14 protein-coding genes are annotated in these 18,988 nt (G+C 63.6%); 1 reads left to right on the top strand and 13 read right to left on the bottom strand.

The annotated features are described in order from the left end of the window. Nucleotides 1-141 precede the first annotated feature (141 nt). The gene (locus JQ575_RS04700; protein ID WP_212032084.1) at nucleotides 142-1,512 is read right to left on the bottom strand and encodes an MmgE/PrpD family protein; all 1,371 of its coding nucleotides are present in this window, start codon (nucleotides 1,510-1,512) and stop codon (nucleotides 142-144) included. Nucleotides 1,513-1,644: 132 nt separating this feature from the next. Between JQ575_RS04700 and JQ575_RS04705 the strand changes: the two genes are divergently transcribed. After that, entirely contained in the window at nucleotides 1,645-2,757 is a 1,113-nt protein-coding gene (locus JQ575_RS04705) for an aromatic acid exporter family protein (RefSeq protein WP_212032085.1), read from the top strand. 75 nt (nucleotides 2,758-2,832) lie between these two features. On the opposite strand, the gene JQ575_RS04710 is transcribed toward JQ575_RS04705, so the two are convergent. The 12 genes from JQ575_RS04710 to dnaN all read right to left on the bottom strand — a co-directional run bounded on the left by JQ575_RS04710 (nucleotide 2,833) and on the right by dnaN (nucleotide 18,980). Beyond that, the gene (locus JQ575_RS04710; RefSeq protein WP_212032086.1) at nucleotides 2,833-4,497 is read right to left on the bottom strand and encodes an Ig-like domain-containing protein; all 1,665 of its coding nucleotides are present in this window, start codon (nucleotides 4,495-4,497) and stop codon (nucleotides 2,833-2,835) included. Between the two features lie 269 nt (nucleotides 4,498-4,766). Then, nucleotides 4,767-5,612: an SMI1/KNR4 family protein gene (locus JQ575_RS44395; protein ID WP_312015883.1), complete on the bottom strand. Its 846-nt coding sequence runs from the start codon at nucleotides 5,610-5,612 to the stop codon at nucleotides 4,767-4,769. Further along, entirely contained in the window at nucleotides 5,528-6,091 is a 564-nt protein-coding gene (locus JQ575_RS44400; protein ID WP_249166428.1) for a hypothetical protein, read from the bottom strand. The genes JQ575_RS44395 and JQ575_RS44400 overlap by 85 nt, the downstream gene beginning before the upstream one ends. A gap of 53 nt (nucleotides 6,092-6,144) precedes the next feature. After that, a complete protein-coding gene (locus tag JQ575_RS04720) occupies nucleotides 6,145-7,473 on the bottom strand; it encodes an SMI1/KNR4 family protein (protein ID WP_212032087.1) in 1,329 nt (442 codons plus the stop codon). Nucleotides 7,474-7,639: 166 nt separating this feature from the next. After that, the gene (locus JQ575_RS04725; RefSeq protein WP_212032088.1) at nucleotides 7,640-8,107 is read right to left on the bottom strand and encodes a DUF2867 domain-containing protein; all 468 of its coding nucleotides are present in this window, start codon (nucleotides 8,105-8,107) and stop codon (nucleotides 7,640-7,642) included. After that, the gene (locus tag JQ575_RS04730) at nucleotides 8,104-9,507 is read right to left on the bottom strand and encodes an MATE family efflux transporter (protein WP_212032089.1); all 1,404 of its coding nucleotides are present in this window, start codon (nucleotides 9,505-9,507) and stop codon (nucleotides 8,104-8,106) included. Before JQ575_RS04730 ends, JQ575_RS04725 begins: the two co-directional genes overlap by 4 nt. A 110-nt stretch (nucleotides 9,508-9,617) precedes the next feature. Next, on the bottom strand, nucleotides 9,618-10,916 hold the full coding sequence (murA, locus tag JQ575_RS04735) for a UDP-N-acetylglucosamine 1-carboxyvinyltransferase (RefSeq protein ID WP_212032090.1): 1,299 nt from the start codon (nucleotides 10,914-10,916) through the stop codon (nucleotides 9,618-9,620). Between the two features lie 14 nt (nucleotides 10,917-10,930). Continuing rightward, the gene (gene gyrB, locus JQ575_RS04740; protein ID WP_212032091.1) at nucleotides 10,931-13,366 is read right to left on the bottom strand and encodes a DNA topoisomerase (ATP-hydrolyzing) subunit B; all 2,436 of its coding nucleotides are present in this window, start codon (nucleotides 13,364-13,366) and stop codon (nucleotides 10,931-10,933) included. A 394-nt stretch (nucleotides 13,367-13,760) separates the two neighbouring features. Next, entirely contained in the window at nucleotides 13,761-15,983 is a 2,223-nt protein-coding gene (locus tag JQ575_RS04745) for a hypothetical protein (protein ID WP_212032092.1), read from the bottom strand. Between the two features lie 117 nt (nucleotides 15,984-16,100). Then, a complete protein-coding gene (gene recF, locus JQ575_RS04750; protein WP_212032093.1) occupies nucleotides 16,101-17,240 on the bottom strand; it encodes a DNA replication/repair protein RecF in 1,140 nt (379 codons plus the stop codon). A 186-nt stretch (nucleotides 17,241-17,426) separates the two neighbouring features. Further along, nucleotides 17,427-17,669 carry a hypothetical protein gene (locus JQ575_RS04755; RefSeq protein ID WP_212032094.1) on the bottom strand — a complete coding sequence of 81 codons (243 nt, stop codon included), beginning with the start codon at nucleotides 17,667-17,669 and terminating at the stop codon, nucleotides 17,427-17,429. Between the two features lie 192 nt (nucleotides 17,670-17,861). Next, nucleotides 17,862-18,980 (bottom strand): DNA polymerase III subunit beta, encoded by a 1,119-nt coding sequence (gene dnaN / locus JQ575_RS04760; RefSeq protein WP_212032095.1) that lies wholly within the window; start codon nucleotides 18,978-18,980, stop codon nucleotides 17,862-17,864. Between the last annotated feature and the right edge of the window lie 8 nt (nucleotides 18,981-18,988).

Below are 18,988 nucleotides of genomic sequence, written 5' to 3' on the forward strand. Positions count from 1 at the left end.
CCCGCTCTTGCGGGGAGAGGGTTGGGGTGTGGGGCTCTCTCCGCCATCACGGTCTATCGATAGACCTGTACCCCCTCACCCGGATCGCAAGGGCGATCCGACCTCTCCCCGCAAGCGGGGCGAGGTGACCAGCGCGTACCGCTACTGCCTTCCCAACTGCGTAGCCTTCGCGACGCGATCGAATCGCTCCAGCGACAGGATCGCATCCGCGAGCTGGTCGGCGCGGCCATTCAACACCGGGCGGGCGAGGGTGAGGAATTTCTGCTGCATCGCCTGCGCGTCCGGGAATGAATCCGGCTCGCCGGAAGGATCGGCATAGAGCCGCTCATGCACGGCATCGTCAGTGGTTATCGAGACGCGCGCGCCAAAGGGATGGGTGCGGCCGATCTCGAGGCGATCGTCCTGCACCACGTCGAACTTGTCGGCGAGCGCGTTCACGGCAGCGTCGCCGAGCCGCTCGTAATCGTCCCAGCCGAAGCGGCCCTGGTCGAGCGCCAGCGCGCCGGTGAAGAACATCGAGAATTGCCCGCCGACGATCGAGGTCGGATGACGCTTGGTGGCGGCATCGCCGGTCAGCGTGATGCCGTTGCGGTGCAGACCAATCTCGACCTTCATGATCTGGTCCGGCGTCAGATTGTGCTCCCGGCGCATCGCGATCAGGGCATCCAGCGCGGCATGGGTATAGCGGCAGCTCGGATAGGGCTTTACGCCAATTCGAAGCGTCTCATAGGTCTTGCCGAGACCGGCGGTCGCCTTGTCCGGATGCGCATTGTCGCTGTAGCCGACGAGCAGGCCATGTTTGCCTTCGACCGACTCGGTCGAACCGACAAAATCGTTGTGCGCCAGGGTCGCTGCGATCACGCCGTTCATCGCGGCGGCGCCGACCTGGTAGCGCTTGTTCCAGGCGCCATTGACCAGGAACTGCAGCGAGCCTGCGGCCTGGCTGCCGGAGACGCCGAACGCCGACACGATCTGGTCCTTCGACAGGCCGAACAGCTTGCCGGCGGCGGCGGCGGCGCCATAGGTTCCCGCGGTCGCGGTCGGATGGAAGCCGCGCGCATAATGCGAGGTGGGGTCGAGCGCGTTACCGAGCCGGCAGCACACTTCATAGCCGGCCACGATGGCGGTGAGCACGTCACGGCCCGATGCGCCGACCATCTCGCCGACCGCGAACGCCGCCGGCACCACGGGCGCGCTCGGATGCAGCGAGGAATCCGCGTGAGTATCGTCAAAATCCAGCGAATGGCCGAGTGCGCCGTTGAGCAAAGCGGCGACCGCGGGGGTCCAGGTTTTGCTGTCGCCGAACACGGTGGATTCGCCCTTGCCGTCCAGCGCCAAGGCTTCCAGCATCTTCAGCAGCGAGGCCGTGGATTCCGCATCGCGCCGCGCCCGGATCGTGCTGCCGAGGAAATCGAGCGTCAGCACCTTGGCGCGGGCCAATACCTCCGGCGGAATATCCTCGAATTTCAGATTGGCGACATAGGCGGCAAGCGTTGCGGTTTCGTTGGCCATCGTGTTTCCTCGTTTTGGCCCGCAGGGTAGGCGGGCTGAATCCACCTTTCAAGCCGTCTCCGGGTCGCGGGCATCAGCTATGCTAAAGCTCATTTACAGGCAGGATCGCCTGCAAGTTGCGGAATGGGGCGCATGGCCGGCTTTCTGAAGCGCGTGGCGGCCCGCGTGCGGTCGCGCAGGACGCAGCTGGCGCTCGCCGTCAGGGTGACGGTGGCGGCGGTTGTGGCCTACACCATCGCGAACGCCTTGCATCTGACGCTGCCGTTATGGGCCGTGCTGACCTCCTTGATCGTTACCCAGATGAGCGTCGGCCGATCGCTGAAGGCCACCACCGACTACATGCTGGGCACGATCGGCGGCGCGATCTACGGCGGAGCGATTGCGGTGCTGATTCCGCATTCGAGCGAAGCGGCCCTGCTGGCGTTGCTGGTGCTGACGGTGGCGCCACTGGCCTATATCGGATCGCTCAATCCCAGCCTGACAGCGGCCACGGTGACAGGTGTCATCGTATTGCTGATCCCGGAGATGCACCACACCAGTCCACTGGCTTCCGTGATCGATCGCCTGATCGAGGTGACCGTCGGCGCGTCCACCGGGCTAGCCGCTTCCTTTTTGGTATTGCCGTCGCGGGCGCATCGTCAGATCCGCGCCAATGCGGCGCGCCTGATCGAACTGATCGCAGGCGCATTTTCGGAGTTGCTGGTTGGCCTGACGCATGGCCTCGACAACGACGCGGCGCACCGGATCCAGGACGGCATCGGTGCTGCGGTCACGGCCTTGCACGCGGTGGGGCAGGAAGCCGAGCGCGAGCGTGCGGCGCGCCTGTCCTCAGGTCCGGACACCGGTCCGCTGCTGCGGACCATCCTGCGCCTGCGTCATGACGTCGTGATGATCGGGAGGGAATGCCTGGTCGCATTGCCTGCGAATTTGCAGGCGCGGCTGGATACGCCCTTGTCCGGCGTGCGCGAGGCGATTGTAGCCCATCTGCGCGCATCGGCGGCTGCATTGCGCAACGGTACCAGTCCGCCGGTGATCGACCCCTTGCAATTCGCGCTGCAGGGCTACGCGGAGGAGGTAGCCTCGGTCCGCCGCGATGGTCTGATCCGCCCCCTGCCGGGCGATGCCGCCGAGCGCTTCTACGCACTCGGATTTTCGCTGGAGCAGATGCGCCAGAATATCGGCGATCTCGATCGCTGCGTCGCGGAGTGGTCGGCAAAGCCGCCCGGCCGTGGTCAGTCCAAATAAACGCCCAGAAAGTTGAGCGTGGTGGCATCGCGCTTCGCGATCTTCTCAGGCGCGCTCAACGAACCCGCCTCGCCGTCACACGAAGAAGAAGTCGTTCGCGTGCAGCTGAGACAGTGTGACGCCATTCAATGTGATCGTGTCATTCGCATCGTAAGTGATCACCGTGTTGCCGTGCCCGTCATTGGCCGCATGAGCCTTCACGGCAGCAAAGTTTGCAAAGAGCGTGTCGTCAATCTGGATGTGGTCCGCATTCGGCTTGAAGTCGGTAATCACGTCCCTGCCGAAGTTCGAGTTGAACACGAAAGTGTCCGAGTCCTTGCCTCCGGTAAGGGTGTCGTTGTCTTGCCCGCCGATGAGCGCGTCTGCGCTGTTGCCGCCGACGAGGGTATCGTTGCCGTTTCCTCCATCAAGCACGGTTCGGCTATTGGCTGCCTTCAGCGAGTTGTTGCCGTCCGTCCCCTTCACATAAGTCTGGCCGGTAACCATGACCGATACGGTTAGCGTGGCCGTGCTAGTGCCACCGTGGCCATCATCGACCGTATAGGTGAACGTGTCTTGGGGCAGCAGCTGCGATGTGCTTCCGCCCTTTGCAGCGGCATAGCCGTAGCTACCGTCAGCATTCAACGTCAACTTTCCGAAGGCACCGGTCAGCGCATGGCCGACATTGGCAGCAGCGCCGTTAACAGCGGTGATGTGCAAGGTGTCGGTGTCCGGGTCGGTATCGTTGGCGAGCACGCCTTGGGCGGCGTTGGCGGTGACGACCTTGCCCTTTGTTGCCCCGGCGATGTCATCTTTCGCGAGTGGAGCCGAGTTGGTAATCGGGGTAGCGAGGTAGCCGTGCGCTGTGCCAACGTCGTCCTGGTAAGTCCCGGTGATCTGGCCTGAATTGTTGATCCTGACGGCAGAGCCGTAGGTTGCGAAGGGAGCCTCGATGGTGGTGTAGCTGCCGCCGCTGTAGAGGAAGCCATGCGCAATGCCGCTGCCGTCCTCCTGGTAATACCCGGCGATCTGGCCCGACGCGTTGATGCTGAGGGCGTAGGTGCTGGTGGCGCCGAGGGGATGGTCGATGGGGGTGTAGCCGCCGCCGCTGTACAGAAAGCCGCGCACCAAGCCGCTACTGTCCACATAATACCCGGTGATCTGGCCCGAGTCGTTGATGCTGACGCCAACGGTGCCGTGAACGGCGAAGGGGTCATCTAAGATGGTGTAGCCACCGCCGCTATAGAGGAAGCCATGGGTGCCGCTGCTGTCGTTGAAATAGCCCGTGATCTGGCCGGAAGTGTTGATGTCGAGGGGGACCGTGCCATTGGTGGCCAATGGATAGTCGATGGTGGTGTAGCCGCCACCGCTATAGAGGAAGCCGTGCTGGACGCCGTTGATATCGTAGTAGTACCCGGCGATTTGGCCCGAGTCGTTGATGTCCAAGGCGACAGTTCCGCTGGTTCCGAGCGGATCAGCAATGGTGGTGTAGCTGCCGCCGCTATAAAGGAAGCCGTGCGCGACGCCGCTGCCATCGAAGAAATAGCCCGTAATCTGAGCCGAGGCGTTGATGCTTTGGGCAACGGTGCCGGTTCCGAACGGATCGTCGATGGTGGTGTAGCTGCCACCGCTGTAGAGGAAGCCGTGGGAGCCGCTGCCGTCCAGGTAATACCCCGTGATCTGGCCCGAGGCATTGATGTCCACGGGGAAGGTGTGGGTTCCGAACGGATCGTCGATGGTGGTGTATGCATAAGTTGGCATATCGGGGACCCCTCGGATGGACAGCCCGACATCTTGTGCCTGACCAGCAGTCGGGCCGTACGCCCCCGTCAAGAAGGTCAAGTAGAAGCGCCGCTACAATCAAATGGTCAAAGTGATTACCCCCTTCGATATACGTGCCACGCGTCCTCGTGGAACCGCCTAAAATTCGAGACCGGCAACGCGCGTCGAGAGGACTGGCAAGTCGCCGGAAACAATTGCTCTAAATGGATGGAGCCGTCTGTAGCGCTCGCGGCAAGCCTGATCTCTAGTCAGTCCAAATAAACACCCAGAAAGTTGAGCGTCGTGGCATCGCGCTTCGCGATGCCGTCAGTCAGAGCCTTCAATGCGGCGTCGAAGCTGGGCGCCGCCTGTTCCAGTTCGAAGGCGCCGTCATGGTCCCACAGGAAGCACCAGCCGAAGCGCTCGCCCTGCCCGAGATTGATCACCAGGCAGCGGCTGTGATGGGCGGGTTCGGCGACCGGCAGCAGGTCGCGCGCCGCCACGCCGTATTCCTCGCGGAAGTAGGCGTCGACGTTTTCCGGATCGTCCTCGGTGAGCGCGATGAAGTTGAACAGATTGCTGCGCTGGGTCGCCAGTTCCGTCGGGCGGTAGAAGCACAATTCGGCCGAATCTTCCGGCAGCCGGACCTGCAATTCGCTCTCGCCATGCTGCGCGAGGAATTCGCGGTAATCTTTCGGCAGCCTGGCGCCGAGTTCCTCCTCGGCCTGAAGCAGGTCGCTTTCGCTCACCGCCTTCTTGGTGTGCCAGCGCCAGCCCTTGTCCGATTCCGATATGCCTTTTCGCCGCGCGACATAGTCGGCATAGGCCGGCAGCTCGGTGATCTCTTCGTAACCGCTAAACTCGCGATACTTATAGGCGTAATCGAAAGCTTCCTCCTGCCGTTCCGGAAAGTGGTCGACCAGAATCATCGCGCGCTGCGCGCCGCGGTCCACGCTTGCGTCGACCCTGCAGGCCTCTTCGATTGCCTCCAGCGCGGCCTTTGGATCGTCGGCGCTCAGATGCGCCCAGCTCAGTACTTCCAGCGTGCGGGCCTCGAGGTCGCTTTCCCTGATTGACCAGGCGTAATACGGCGCCTTGGCCGCACGGCGGGACACGATGGTGTCGCGTCCGCGTTCGGCAAGCTTGATGATCCCTTCATCGTCCTGATCGTCGAAATAACCGTGATGGCGGCGAGCAGGAGATAAAGCGGTTCGTCTGCCGCCGGCGTGTCCCGAAGCGCGGCAAGAAGTTTTGCCTGCGCTTCGAGGGATTCGCCCAGCGCCGCCAGCATCAACTCGTCGAGGCCTTTTTGCCAGTCGGGCTTGGGCTCTGGGTCCGGCAGCAGATTGCGCAGCGTGTAATCCGTGTGTGTGGTTTCGATGTAGCCGGATGCGACGAGTTCGGCGGCATGCCGGCGGAACGCCGCGACGGCGGTTTCCATGTCGGAAAACTCGTCGCGCAAATACTGGTCTTCCCCGGGTTCCAGGTCCTCACGCATGAGGATGCCCAGAATGATCGGATCGCCGTCGAGAACTAACAGCAGTTCCCTGTCGTCGTCCCCGGGCGGGCGGTGAAAGAATTTTGCCAGATACATATGGGAATCTCCGAACGCGCGGGCGCAACGCCGCTAATGGGAAAACGCCATGATCAATCGAGATATATGCCGAGAAAACCGAGCATGGCGGCATCGCGCTTCTCGATGCCTGATGTCAGCGCCTTTAGCGCGGCGTCGAAGCTGGGCGCGGCCTGTGTGAGTTCCCAGCTGCCGTCATGGTCCCACTCAAAGCACCAGCCAAAGCGTTCGCCCTGTCCAAGATTGATCACCAGGCAGCGGCTGTGCTGCGAGGGCGCGGCGACCGGCAGCAGATCACGCGCCGCCACGCCGTATTGCTCGCGGAAGTACGCGTCGACCTTTTCCGGATCCTTCTCGAAGCGCGTGATGTAGTTGATCAGATTGTTGCGCTGGGTCGCCAGTTCGGTCGGCCGGTAGAAGCACAGTTCGGCCGACTCTTCCGGCAGCCGGACCTGCAATTCGGTCGAGCCGTATGTCGTGAGGAATTTGCGATAATCCTTCGGCAGTGTGGCGCCGAGCGCTTGCTCGGCCTGCAGCACATCGCTTTCGCTTGCCGGCTTCCTGGTGTGCCAACGCCAGCCCTTGTCGGATTTCGGTTTGCGTTTTCTCCGTGCGACATAGTCGGCATAGGCCGGCAGCGCGATGATGTCCTCGTAGCCGCCGAACTCGTGATACTTATGGGCGTCATCGAAAGCCTCTTCCTGCCGCTCCGGAAAATGCTCGACCAGAATTGTCGCGAGCTGCACGCCGCGGTCCTGGCTTGCGTCGACCCGACTGGCCTCTTCGATAGCTTCCAGCGCGGCCTTTGGGTTATCGGCGCGCAGGTGCGCCCAGCTCAGAACCTCCAATATTCGGGCCTCGAGATCGCGATCCTCCATCGACCAGAAATAGTGCGGCGTCCTGGCGGCGCGGTGGGCGGCGATGGTGTCGCGACCGCATTCGGCAAGCGCAATGATCTGGTTGTTATCCTGATCGTCGGCATAGCCGTGATGGGCGGCGAGCCAGAGATAGAGCGGCTGGCTTGCCGCCGGCGTGTCCTGAAGCGCGGCAAGATATTTGGCCTGCACGTCAAGCGGTTCGCCTAGCGCCGCCAGCATCAGATCGTCGAGGCCTCTTTGCCAGTCGGGCTTGGGCTCTGGATCCGGCAGCAGATTGCGCAGCATGTAATCGGTGTGCGTGGTTTCGACATAGCCGGCTGCGATGAGGTCGGCGGCTTGCCGGCGGAATGTCGCGACGGCGGTTTTGGCTTTGGAATATTCCTTGCGCAGGAACTCGTCTTTCTTCCGCGCGCCCGGCGCCTCGTTCATATACTTGCCAACGACCGTCGGCTTATTGCCGGGCATGAACAGCAGACCGCGATCATCATCGCCCGGCGGGCGGTGAAAGAACTTTACCAGACGCATGAGGGTCTCCGAACGCGGGCGCAAGGCTGCAGGCACGAGCTGCTGCCAACGCAAAGGGTCGTGCGACCACGGCCGTCAGCCACGGTCTCCCCGTTTCAGTCGCGGGCTCGGAACAACAGGTTCACGCCGGGCAACAGGCCGATGGAGGCCGGCCTATGTGCCCGATTCAGGCCGCAACCTGACGCAGCAGGCTGCGGACGATCAGCCGGTGAAACGGCATGATGACGGCCAGATAGGTCCGCCCCAGCCAGTTGTGCGTCAGCACCAGCGTGGTTGCGGTGACCTCCCGGGCGGCGCCTGACGTCGCGACGTCGACGACGATGCGGAAATCCAGATGTTTGTCGTTGAAGCCGGCGACCAGCCGGTCGGGCTGCTCGCTCACGATCGGGAATATCCCGACCATCTCTCTGGGTTTAGAACTGGCGCCTGACGTCTTGAGGCCAAACGGCGTCACCAGAATGTTGCGCAGGGTCAGCAGCGCTTCGGCCCATCGCGGCTGCCGCGCCATCATGCGCTCGGCCGCCTGCCGCGCATTGAGGGCGCGATCGCCGATTTCGATACGGAAAGCGTCGGCAAACTGCGCGCCGGGCAGTGTGTTCGGGTCGATGGCGGGTGTGACTTCACGAACGGTCATTGCAGCGCCAGTCTGTTCGACAGCAAGCGGAAGCGCAAGATCAGCAGAACAGCAAACACGACGGTGCCGACAGACAATCCGACCCAGACGCCACCGGCGCCAAGCGATGTCCGAAATCCGAGCGCCCAGGCGCAGGTAAAGCCGATCCCCCAATAGCTGAGGGTTGCGAACAGCAGCGGTATGCGCGTGTCGTTCATCCCGCGCAGCGCGCCGTTGGCGACGGTTTGAATCCCGTCGGTGATAAAAAAGGTGGTTCCGACCAGCAGCAGCGTTGCCGTCAGCGTCGCCGTCGCGTCGACGGCTTCGCCGAGGAACAGTTCGGCGATCGTGAACCGCCCTAGGATCACGGCCAGCGTCATCGTCGCCATGAACACCGTCCCGAGCAGGATCGCGACATAGCCCGCGCGCTTGACACCGTCGCTGTCGCGGCGTCCGACCGCATGACCGACCCGCACGGTGGCCGCCATGCTGATCCCGAACGGCACCATGTAGAGGATCGCCGCGATCTGCAGGGCGATCTGGTGCGCCGCGAGCGCGGTGGTTGAGATCAGCCCCATCAGCAGGCCGGCCGCGCCGAACAATCCGTATTCGAGCAGGAACGCCATCGAGATCGGCGTACCGATGACGACGAGCTTGCCCATCAACGGCCAGTCGATCCGCCAGATGCGGCCGAGCACATGATATTTGCGGAACGGCCGACGGCGCGCGGTGAACCATAGCCCGGCGAGGAACGTCCCGAGATTGACGATGCTGGTCGCAAGGCCTGCGCCGAACAGCCCGAGTTCGGGCAGGCCCCATTTTCCATAGAGCAGCGGATAGACCAGCAGCGCATTGGCCGGGATCGCGGCCAGCGTGATCCACAGCACCGGCTCAGGCCGGTTCACGGCGCTCATGAAGCCGCGCATCGCGATGAACCACAGCGCCGGCAGGATGCCCCAGGCGAGGCCGAACAGATATTGCTGCGCAAGCTTTGCGGCCGTCGGCGCCTGGCCGAGCGCGATCAGGATCGCCTCGCCGCGGAACGGCAATATCATCAGCGGCGCCGAGATCAACACCGCCGCCCACAGGCCGACACGCAGTGCGCGCCGCACCATGCGCGGGTCGCGCGCGCCGAAAGCCTGCGCCGCCAGCGGCGCTACCGCGGACACGAGGCCCATGCCGAACGTGAAGATCACGAAGAAGACCGTATGCGCAAGCGCTGCCGCGGCGACCGTTTCGCTGCCGAGCCGGCCGATGAACGCCAGATCGGTCGTCATCATCGCGATCTGCCCGAGCTGCGTCAGCGCCAGCGGCACCGCGAGCTTCAGCGTTTCGGCGAACTCCTCAGCGACATGGCCGCGCGCCCGCGCCGCCGGGGCAGGCGCGAGTGCGTGTGCGTCGATTTTGTCGAGCGAGGTCATGGATCAGGACTAACACGGCGACGGGCCGAAAAAGTGACGGTGGCTGCGGTAGATTTTGGTTTGACGCGTCTTCTTCACGCGAACCGGCGTCCACTTCGCTTGAAAACGCTCTATCCGCCGTCTCGCGCCGGCACCCGCGTAATCCTGGCGCCGAGCGCATTGAGCCGTTCCTCGATCCGCTCATAGCCGCGTTCGATCTGGTCGGCATTGTTGATGGTCGAGGTGCCTTCCGCGGCCACCGCCGCCAGCAGCATCGCCATGCCGGCCCGGATATCGGGCGACGTCATCAACGCCCCGCGCAGCCGGCTCGGGCCCGCCACGATGGCCCGGTGCGGGTCGCACAGCACGATGCGAGCGCCCATCGAGATCAGCTTGTCGACGAAGAACATCCGGGATTCGAACATCTTTTCGAACATCAGGATCACGCCGTCGCATTGCGTGGCGGTGACGATGGCGATCGACATCAGGTCGGCGGGAAAGGCCGGCCAGGGCTGGTCTTCGAGCTTCGGCACATGGCCGCCGAAGTCGTCCTGGATCTTCATGGTCTGGCCGGACGGCACCACGAGATCGTCGCCTTCGACGCCGCAGACGATGCCGAGCCGCTCAAAGCCCATCCGGACCGAGCGCAGATGCTCAACGCCGGCGCGCGCGATGCGCAGCGGCGAGCGCGTCACGGCGGCGAGCCCGATCAGCGAGCCGACCTCGATATGGTCAGGCTGGATCGCGTAGCTGGTCCCGCCCAGCGTCGCCGGCCCGTGGATGATGATGGTGTTGGTGCCGATGCCCTCGATCTTGGCGCCGAGCGCGACCAGGAAGTTGGCAAGGTCCTGCACATGCGGCTCGGAGGCGGCGTTGCGCAGGTGCGTGGTGCCGTGGGCGGCGACCGCGGCGACCAGCGCGTTTTCGGTGGCGGTGACGCTGGGCTCGTCGAGGAAGACGTCGGCGCCCTTCAGCCGCGAGGCGCGGAATTCCAGCCGGTGCGTCGCCGTGACGGTGGCGCCAAGCTGTTCGAAGGCCAGAAAATGCGTATCGAGGCGGCGGCGGCCGATGACGTCGCCGCCGGGCGGCGGCAGTGCCACCTCGCCGCAACGGGCGAGCAGCGGGCCCGCCAGCAGGATCGAGGCGCGAATGCGCGCGCACAGTTCGGGATCGAGATCGGCGGCGCGAATTTCCTTGGCGTGGATCTTCAGCGTGTTGCGCTGCGCCCACTCGGCCGACGCGCCGACCGAGCGGATCAGTTCGACCAGCGTCTCGGTATCGCGAATCCGGGGAACGTTCTCCAGCGTGACCGGATGGTCGGTCAGCAGCGCCGCCGCGATGATCGGCAGCGCCGCGTTCTTGTTGCCCGACGGCTCGATCGTGCCCGCAAGCCGGTGGCCGCCTTCAACGATGTACTGGATGGGCGCCACTGGAACTCCGTGCATCACACGTCGACATTGGCGCTGAGCGAATTATCCTGGATGAATTCGCGGCGTGGCTCGACCACGTCGCCCATCAGCTTGGTGAAGATGTCGTCGGCCTCGTCGACCTCCTTGATCTTCACCTGCAGCAGCGAGCGCTCGTTGGTATCGAGCGTGGTTTCCCAGAGCTGTTCCGGATTCATCTCGCCGAGGCCTTTGTAGCGCTGCAGCGTGACGCCCTTGCGGCCGGCATCGGTCACCGCTTCGAACAGGCTGACCGGCCCGTGGATCGCGATCTCGGCATCCTTGCGGCGCAACACGCCCGGCTTCGGATAAGCTTCCTGCAGTTTCGCTGCATAATCGTCGAGCTTGCGCGCATCGGCGGAGCCGAGCAGCGCGTCGTCGATGATGGCGGCATCCTTGACGCCGCGGACGGTGCGTTCGAACAGGAACCCTTCACCCTCCGTGAAGCGTCCGCTCCAGCCGCGCTCGACTTCGTCGGTCAGTGCATCGAGCCGCTTGGCGATGTAATCGGCGGCGGCATTGGCGGTGTTGATGTCGCTGGTGATCTTCGGGCTCAATACACCGGCGATCGCGGCCTGCTCGACCACCATGCGGTTATAGCGGCTGTGCAGATTATGCAGGATGCCGCGGATGATGCGGGCGTCCTCGACCAGCGACAGCAGGTCGCGGCCGGCACGATCCGATCCGGTGGCTGGCTTGAAGACGCAATCGTCGAGGCCGGTTGCGATCAGGTAATCCTCCAGCGCGCGCTCGTCCTTCAGGTACTGCTCGGACTTGCCGCGCGCCACCTTGTAGAGCGGCGGCTGCGCGATATACAGGTGGCCGCGGTCGATCACCTCGCGCATCTGGCGATAGAAGAACGTCAGCAGCAGCGTACGGATATGTGAGCCGTCGACGTCGGCGTCCGTCATCAGGATGATCTTGTGGTAGCGCAGCTTGTCGGCGCTGAAATCGTCGCTGATACCGGTGCCGAGTGCTGCGATCAGAATGCCGATTTGCTCGCTGGACAGCATCTTGTCCATACGAACGCGCTCGACGTTGAGAATTTTTCCCCGCAGCGGCAAGACCGCCTGGAATTCGCGGTTGCGGCCCATCTTGGCGCTGCCGCCTGCGGAGTCACCCTCGACGATGAACAGTTCTGACTTGGCGGGGTCCTTTTCCTGGCAGTCGGAGAGCTTGCCGGGCAGCGAGCTGCCGCCAAGCGGGCTTTTCCGGGTCAGTTCGCGCGCCTTGCGGGCGGCTTCGCGCGCGGCGGCGGCCTGGATCACCTTGCCAACGATGACCTTGGCCTCGGACGGGTGTTCCTCGAACCACGCCGCCAGCGCTTCGTTGAGCACGTTCTCGACCACCGGGCGCACTTCCGAGGAGACCAGCTTGTCCTTGGTCTGCGACGAGAATTTCGGGTCCGGCACCTTGACCGAAAGCACCGCGGTGAGGCCTTCGCGGCAATCGTCGCCGGTCAGCGCGATCTTTTCCTTTTTGGCGTTGGCCTCGGCATAGCCGTTGACCTGGCGCGTCAGCGCGCCGCGGAAGCCGGCCAGATGGGTGCCGCCGTCACGCTGCGGGATGTTGTTGGTGAAGCACAGCACGTTCTCGTGGTAGCTGTCGTTCCACCACAGCGCGGCCTCGACGCCGATGTCGTTCAATTCTGCGCGCACCATGATCGCGGCGGGCACGATCGCCTTCTTGTTGCGGTCGAGATATTTGACGAATTCCTCGACGCCGCCGGCATATTGCATCACCTCGCGCTTTTCGACCGCGTGGCGCATGTCTGACAGCACGATATTGACGCCGGAATTCAGGAACGCGAGCTCGCGCAGGCGATGCTCCAGCGTCGCGAAATCATATTCGACATTGGTGAAGGTTTCGGACGACGCAAAGAACGTCACCTCGGTGCCGCGCTTGCCGTTTGCTTCACCCACTATCTTGAGCGGGGCAACGGAATCGCCGTGGGCGAACTCGATGTAATGCTCCTTGCCGTCGCGCCAGACGCGCAGCTGCAGCTTGCTCGACAGCGCATTGACGACGGAGACGCCGACGCCGTGCAGACCGCCGGAAACCTTGTACGAGTTCTGGTCGAATTTTCCGCCGGCGTGCAGCTGGGTCATGATGACCTCGGCCGCGGAAATGCCTTCGCCCTTGTGGATGTCGACCGGAATGCCGCGGCCGTCGTCGCGCACCGTCACCGAGCCGTCGGCATTGAGCACGACCTCGACCGCGCTGGCATGACCGGCAAGCGCTTCGTCGATCGCATTGTCGACGACCTCGTAGACCATGTGGTGCAGGCCGGATCCGTCATCGGTGTCGCCGATATACATGCCCGGCCGCTTGCGCACGGCGTCGAGGCCCTTCAACACCCGGATCGATTCCGCGCCATATTCAATCGGAATGGGATGCTCAGTGTCGGCAGGTGTCTGCCGGGCAGGTTCTGTCATGTAAGGCCTTCGAGGTGTCCCGAATCAGCTGCGCAATATGAGGCGCTGATTGCTCTATTTGTGCCATGAAAGAGGCGATGCGCCTAGCGCAAAGTCTCTGTCCGCAAGTTATTGAATAAATAGTATTTTTTGGCGCTCTTTCAAGGCGCTCAAAGGGCGATTCGGCGGCCTTTGAAAAGGACGATTCGAGGGATGATTTCGACCTCCGAAGTGCCTGTTTTTGAGACGTCGTCGCGGCAGAAAATGGCGGGCTGCAACGGATCCGCCGGAGAACGGCGCCACAGGCGGGTTCGTTGCCGGAGCACCGATTCCCCTCATTGGGAAGGGCTCGGCCTGCCGTCATCGGCCGCGTGATCGAGGCGCAAGCGCCCACGAGCACGCTGCGCCAGGCTTCTCAATACATCTGCAGTGACAATGCCTCGCCGCTCGGGGCGATGATCAGGCCCCAGGCGTCATCAGCAGTGACTTCCACCGTATCGTTTCGTGCCGGCCGGCCGGCTACCTTCACCGAATAGGCGTATTTGCCCGGCGGCAGGTCGAGCATCGGAGGCTTCGCCGATTGCGGCCCGCCGGCGCCGGCAGCGAGTTTGATGGTCTGCTTGTTGATCGTGACCGCGGCTTCACCGCCGCCCATGTTGCCGAACACCAGCCTGGCCTGACCCGGTTTCGGGATCATGTCAGCCTTCGCGGCGACATCAGTATACTTTTGTGCGAGGCTGACGGTGGTCTCGTCCTTGGCTCGGCCGAGTTTCAGCTTTGCAGGCCCATCGGGCGATGCAAATGCCAGTTGCACGCGGTCTGCCTGCATGACGGCGCGCTCCGCCGATTCCTTCCAGCCGCGTTTGCCAAGCTCGGTACGATAGAAGGCGAGCACGGAAGCGAGATCCGCAGGAACGCTGATTTCGAGTTCCCTGCGGAATGGAACGTTGCTGCCCGGCAGCTTTCCGCTTCCGCGGGAGACAGTCGAACCACGCTGCTTGGGCATCGGAAACGGCGCGTCGGCATCGGTTTCGGGGTCAACTTCGAGAACCTCCACCGCCGCCTTGGTGGCAGCGCCATTAGACGCCTGAGCGGCGTCTGCCGCGCCGGGCTTGGCGTACGCTATCTTGGCATCGGCCACCACCAGCGCCGATCCGTAGCCGCTGATCTTCACCCTCGGACCCATCTGCATGACGGTGAACGACATCGACTTGCCGCCTTTGGAGAACTCCATCACGGCCATGGCGGCATGGTTTATGGGCGAGGGCTTCTCTTTCCAGCCCTGAGCCTTCAGCGCACCGCTATAGAACGCCGCGACCGCTTTCACGGTCGAGGGGGAATAGAAATCGAGGCGGCCATCGGCGGCTTCGAACTTCACCTCTTCGGCGTTCTCGGGCAGCGGTACGGGTTTCGAATTGTCCGCAAGGGCGCGCAGCGGCGCGTCCGACAGCTTGGCGGCCTGGGCCACCCGCCGCACTTCGTCCGCCGCGATGATCTCCTTTGCCATTGTCGCCGCATCGCTGAGAAACTTCGCGTCGGCTTCCTTCTTGGCCTTGGCGCGTGCGGCGAGGGTGGATTCCTTCATTTGAGTCGCGATACTGACCATCGTCAGATCGAATTTGCGGCTGAATTTTAGCGTGGCCGTATGGTCAGAGGAGGAAAAATTCAGCGTGACGTTGTCCGGGTTGACGACGGCGCCGCGCGTCTCTTCCGTCCAGCTCCGCGCCGCAAACGCGCGGCGATAAAACGCCAGCGTTGCGGGAAGCTCGGCAACGACGCCAATGTCCAGGCTGCGGTCGACCGAATTGGAATCACCGGAACCGCGCAGGCTCTGGGTTGTCTTCGGTATCGGCAGGCCGGACACGTCGTCAGCGGCTTCGAGCTTTTCCGGCATCGCAAATGGCGCAACCCGGATCTCCACGCCGGTCCGTCCGTCGTCACGGCGCTGAAGGGTCAGCATGACCGGCCGCTGCGGATGAGAGTCATTCTTGGCATCATGGGTGTAATAGGCGCGCACGCCGTTCTCGACCGTCTCGCCGAGCTGCGCGTTCGGCCAGCGCGCGGCTGCCTCGGCGGCTTCGAGCGGCCTCCACCCGATCGCTTCCATCTCCTTGCGGAAGAAGTCGAGCGTTGCGTCGAACCCGGTCGGGGCGACGCAGCCGAGATAGGGCCGCCGCTCATCGTAGAAGATGTCGACAGCACCTGGCGGAAACGGCACGTTCGCGTAAATCGGGATGTAGCTATTATAGGACAGGGTGGATTGCTTGCCCTGCCAGACGCTCATACTCAGTCCCTGCCGTCCTCTCTTGAAGGCCGACGAGGAGGTGTTTTCGAGCGGGCGCACATATTCCACCCAGCCGTCGGCGGCCAGCGATTTCTTCGTCGCCGCGGCCGCGGCCGTGACCGCGACGGAAGCCGGAATGTCGTAGGTCAATCGATAGGTTTTGTCGTGATGGGTTTTGGTCTCGGCCGTTTTTTCCACGGCGCCTTCGGGCCGCGGCAGGGTGCGGACATCGACCATGGTGTCAGCGGTGTAATCGGCCCTGGCGGCAACCGGCACGCTGGCGATCACCGCGAGGGTGAAAGCAAACAGGTGTTTTCGTGCCGGGACCAGCGTCCCGCGCGTCGTTCCAAACATGGGTATCTCCGGTATTTGCCGACGCCTTGCTCAGCAGCGATGGATGCGCGTCGATGGCGCGATTGCTGGAGTCTAGTCGCGCGGGTGGGCGTTGAGGTTCAACCGGGCGCCTGTTGCTCAGGCGCGGCGGGTGACGTGGCCGGAATCGACGTCGAAAACCTCGCCGGATGCGCCGATATCGGCGAATGCCGCCGGGTCGGCGCCGGTCATCCAGACCTGCGCGCCGAGTTTTTCCAGCTCATTGAACAGCGCCTTGCGCCTCCCCGGATCGAGATGTGCGATGACCTCATCGAGCAGCAACAGCGGCACGATGCCGGTCATCTCGGCGACCAGCGTGGCATGGGCCAGCACCAGCCCGATCAGCAACGCCTTCTGTTCGCCGGTGGAGGCATCGCGCGCCGGCATGTTCTTCGGCGCGTAGACCACTTGCAGGTCGGTGGTGTGGGGTCCATCCAGCGTGCGGCCGGCGGCGGCGTCGCGGGCTCGATTCGTGCGCAAAATCTCGCGGTAGCGATCTTCCACGGCCGTCGCAGGCTCGTTCACCAGCGCATTTTCCATCCAGCCGTCGAGCATGATCTGCGCCGACGGAAACGCGGAAGCCGCACCGCGCTCGCGCAGCATCGCTGCGAGTTTTGTGACGGTCTGGCCGCGGGTGGCGGCGACGGCGACCGCAAGCTCAGCGGTTTCGCGCTCGATCGCGTCGCACCAATGGTCGTCGTAATTGCGCACTTCGAGCAGCCGGTTGCGCGAGCGCAGCGAACGCTCCAGCGCCGACACGCGGCTGGAATGCTCGCTGTCGATCGCCAGCACCAGGCGGTCGAAGAAGCGCCGCCGTTCCGAGGCGGCGCCAAGAAACAGCCCGTCCATCGCCGGCGTCAGCCACACCATGCGCAGATGATCGCCGAACGCCGTCGCTGAACTCACCGGCTCGCGGTCGATCCGGCAGCGCCGGCCGGTGGAACTGTTTTCATTTCCGGGCGCGTCGATCCCGGTGCCCAGCGTCGCAAGCCCCAGCGCGCCCTCGACTTCGGCGGAGACCGCCCAGGAACCGTCGCCCTGATTGTCGGCGACATCTTCCAGCGTCGCGCGCCGCAAGCCCCGTCCCGGCGACAGAAACGAGATCGCCTCGAGGCAATTGGTCTTGCCGGCGCCGTTCGGTCCCACCAGCACCACGACGTCGCCGCGCGTCTGCACGCTCCCCGCCCGATAATTGCGAAAATGCGTCAGCGTCAGCTTGTGGATGCGCGAGGGGGTCATGGTGACCTGTCATTGCCGGTTTTTCTTCCCTTCTCCCCTTGTCTTGTGGGAGAAGGTGGCGCGAAGCGCCGGATGAGGGTTCTTACCGCTCGGCAAGCTTAGCGAGAATATCCTCCAAGACCGCGGTTGGCTGTTGCAACACATCATTGTTCCAATAGCGCACGGTTCGCTTGAAGTTTGTCACCGTTATTCGTAGCTGCGCCCGGTCCACAAGAGCATAGCTGCAAGCGACCAAGCTTCTGGTCGATCCAGGGAGACTGGGAAATTTTCTCCCAATCTGGCACTTCCCGCCCACGCGCCCAGCGCATCGAGGAAAGTCTCAAGCGTTAGATTTTCCCAGTCGTTGGGATGATTTTTTAAGTCAGCCTCTAATTCCGCGACAAACTCCGCGAAGTCTGCCCTGCTTCTGATCTCTTTCGGATCGCGCATTCGCCCTTCTTTCAAACCGAGACGGAGCAAACATTACACTGTGGCTTCCGCGTCGGTGGGCTGTTGTTCCTTGCGGAGAGAACCCCTCACCCGTCGCCGAACTGCGTTCGGCGCCACCCCAAGAGCGAGCTTCGCTCGTCTCGGCTCCCACAAGGGGAGAGGGAAGATGGGCGTCCTTGGTGCCGGAAGGGCTCACACCCGCATCGGCATCAGCACGTAGAGTGCGCCTTTGTTGTCCTTGTCCTGCACCAGGGTCGGGGAGCCGGGATCGGCCAGCCGCAGCACCGCGACTTCGCCTTCGATCTGGGCGGCGATATCAAGCAGATAGCGCGAGTTGAATCCGATATCGAGCGCGTCGGAGGCGTATTCGACTTCGAGTTCTTCGGTGGCGCTGCCGGAATCCGGGTTGGTCACCGACAGCACCAGCTTGCCGGCCGACAACGCCAGTTTCACCGCGCGGCCGCGCTCGCTCGAAATGGTCGAGACGCGGTCGACCGCAGCCTCGAAATCCTTTTTGTCGACGATCAGTTCCTTGTCGTTGTTCTGCGGAATGACGCGGCCGTAATCCGGGAAGGTGCCGTCGATCAGTTTCGAGGTCAGCACCACATTGCCGAGGGTGAAGCGGATCTTGCCCTGCGACAATTCGATCGAGACTTCGGCTTCATTGTCCTCGATCAGCCGCTGTACCTCACCGACGGTCTTGCGCGGCACGATCACGCCGGGCATGCCGACAGCGCCCTTCGGGAGAGCCAGATCGATCTGCGCCAGCCGATGTCCGTCGGTCGCCACCCCTCGCAGGGTCGCAGCCTTGGCGCTGCCGGCCGAGTGCAAATAGATGCCGTTGAGGTAATAGCGGGTCTCTTCGGTCGAGATCGCAAATTGGGTGCGGTCGATCAGGCGCTTGACGTCGGCGGCGGCCAGCGAGAACGAATGCGTCATGTCGCCGGCGGCCAGATCGGGGAAATCGCTTTCGGGGAGGGTCTGCAGCGTGAAGCGCGATCGGCCGGCGCGGATCGCCAGCACCGAACGGTCGCCGTCGGCTTCCAGCACGATCTGCGCGCCGTCGGGCAGCTTGCGGACGATGTCGTAGAACATGTGCGCCGGCACGGTGGTCGAGCCGGCGGTTCCGGTTTCCGCCGCCAGGGTTTCCGTCACCTCGAGGTCGAGGTCGGTCGCCTTCAGCGACAGTTTGGCGTTTTCGGCGCGGATCAGCACGTTGCCGAGGATCGGGATGGTGTTGCGGCGCTCGACCACGCGATGGACGTGGCCCAGCGATTTCAGGAGTTGCGCGCGTTCGACGGTGACCTTCATTGCAATAC

The sequence above is a fragment of the Bradyrhizobium sp. JYMT SZCCT0428 genome, from assembly GCF_018131075.1.
Taxonomy (GTDB): domain Bacteria; phylum Pseudomonadota; class Alphaproteobacteria; order Rhizobiales; family Xanthobacteraceae; genus Bradyrhizobium.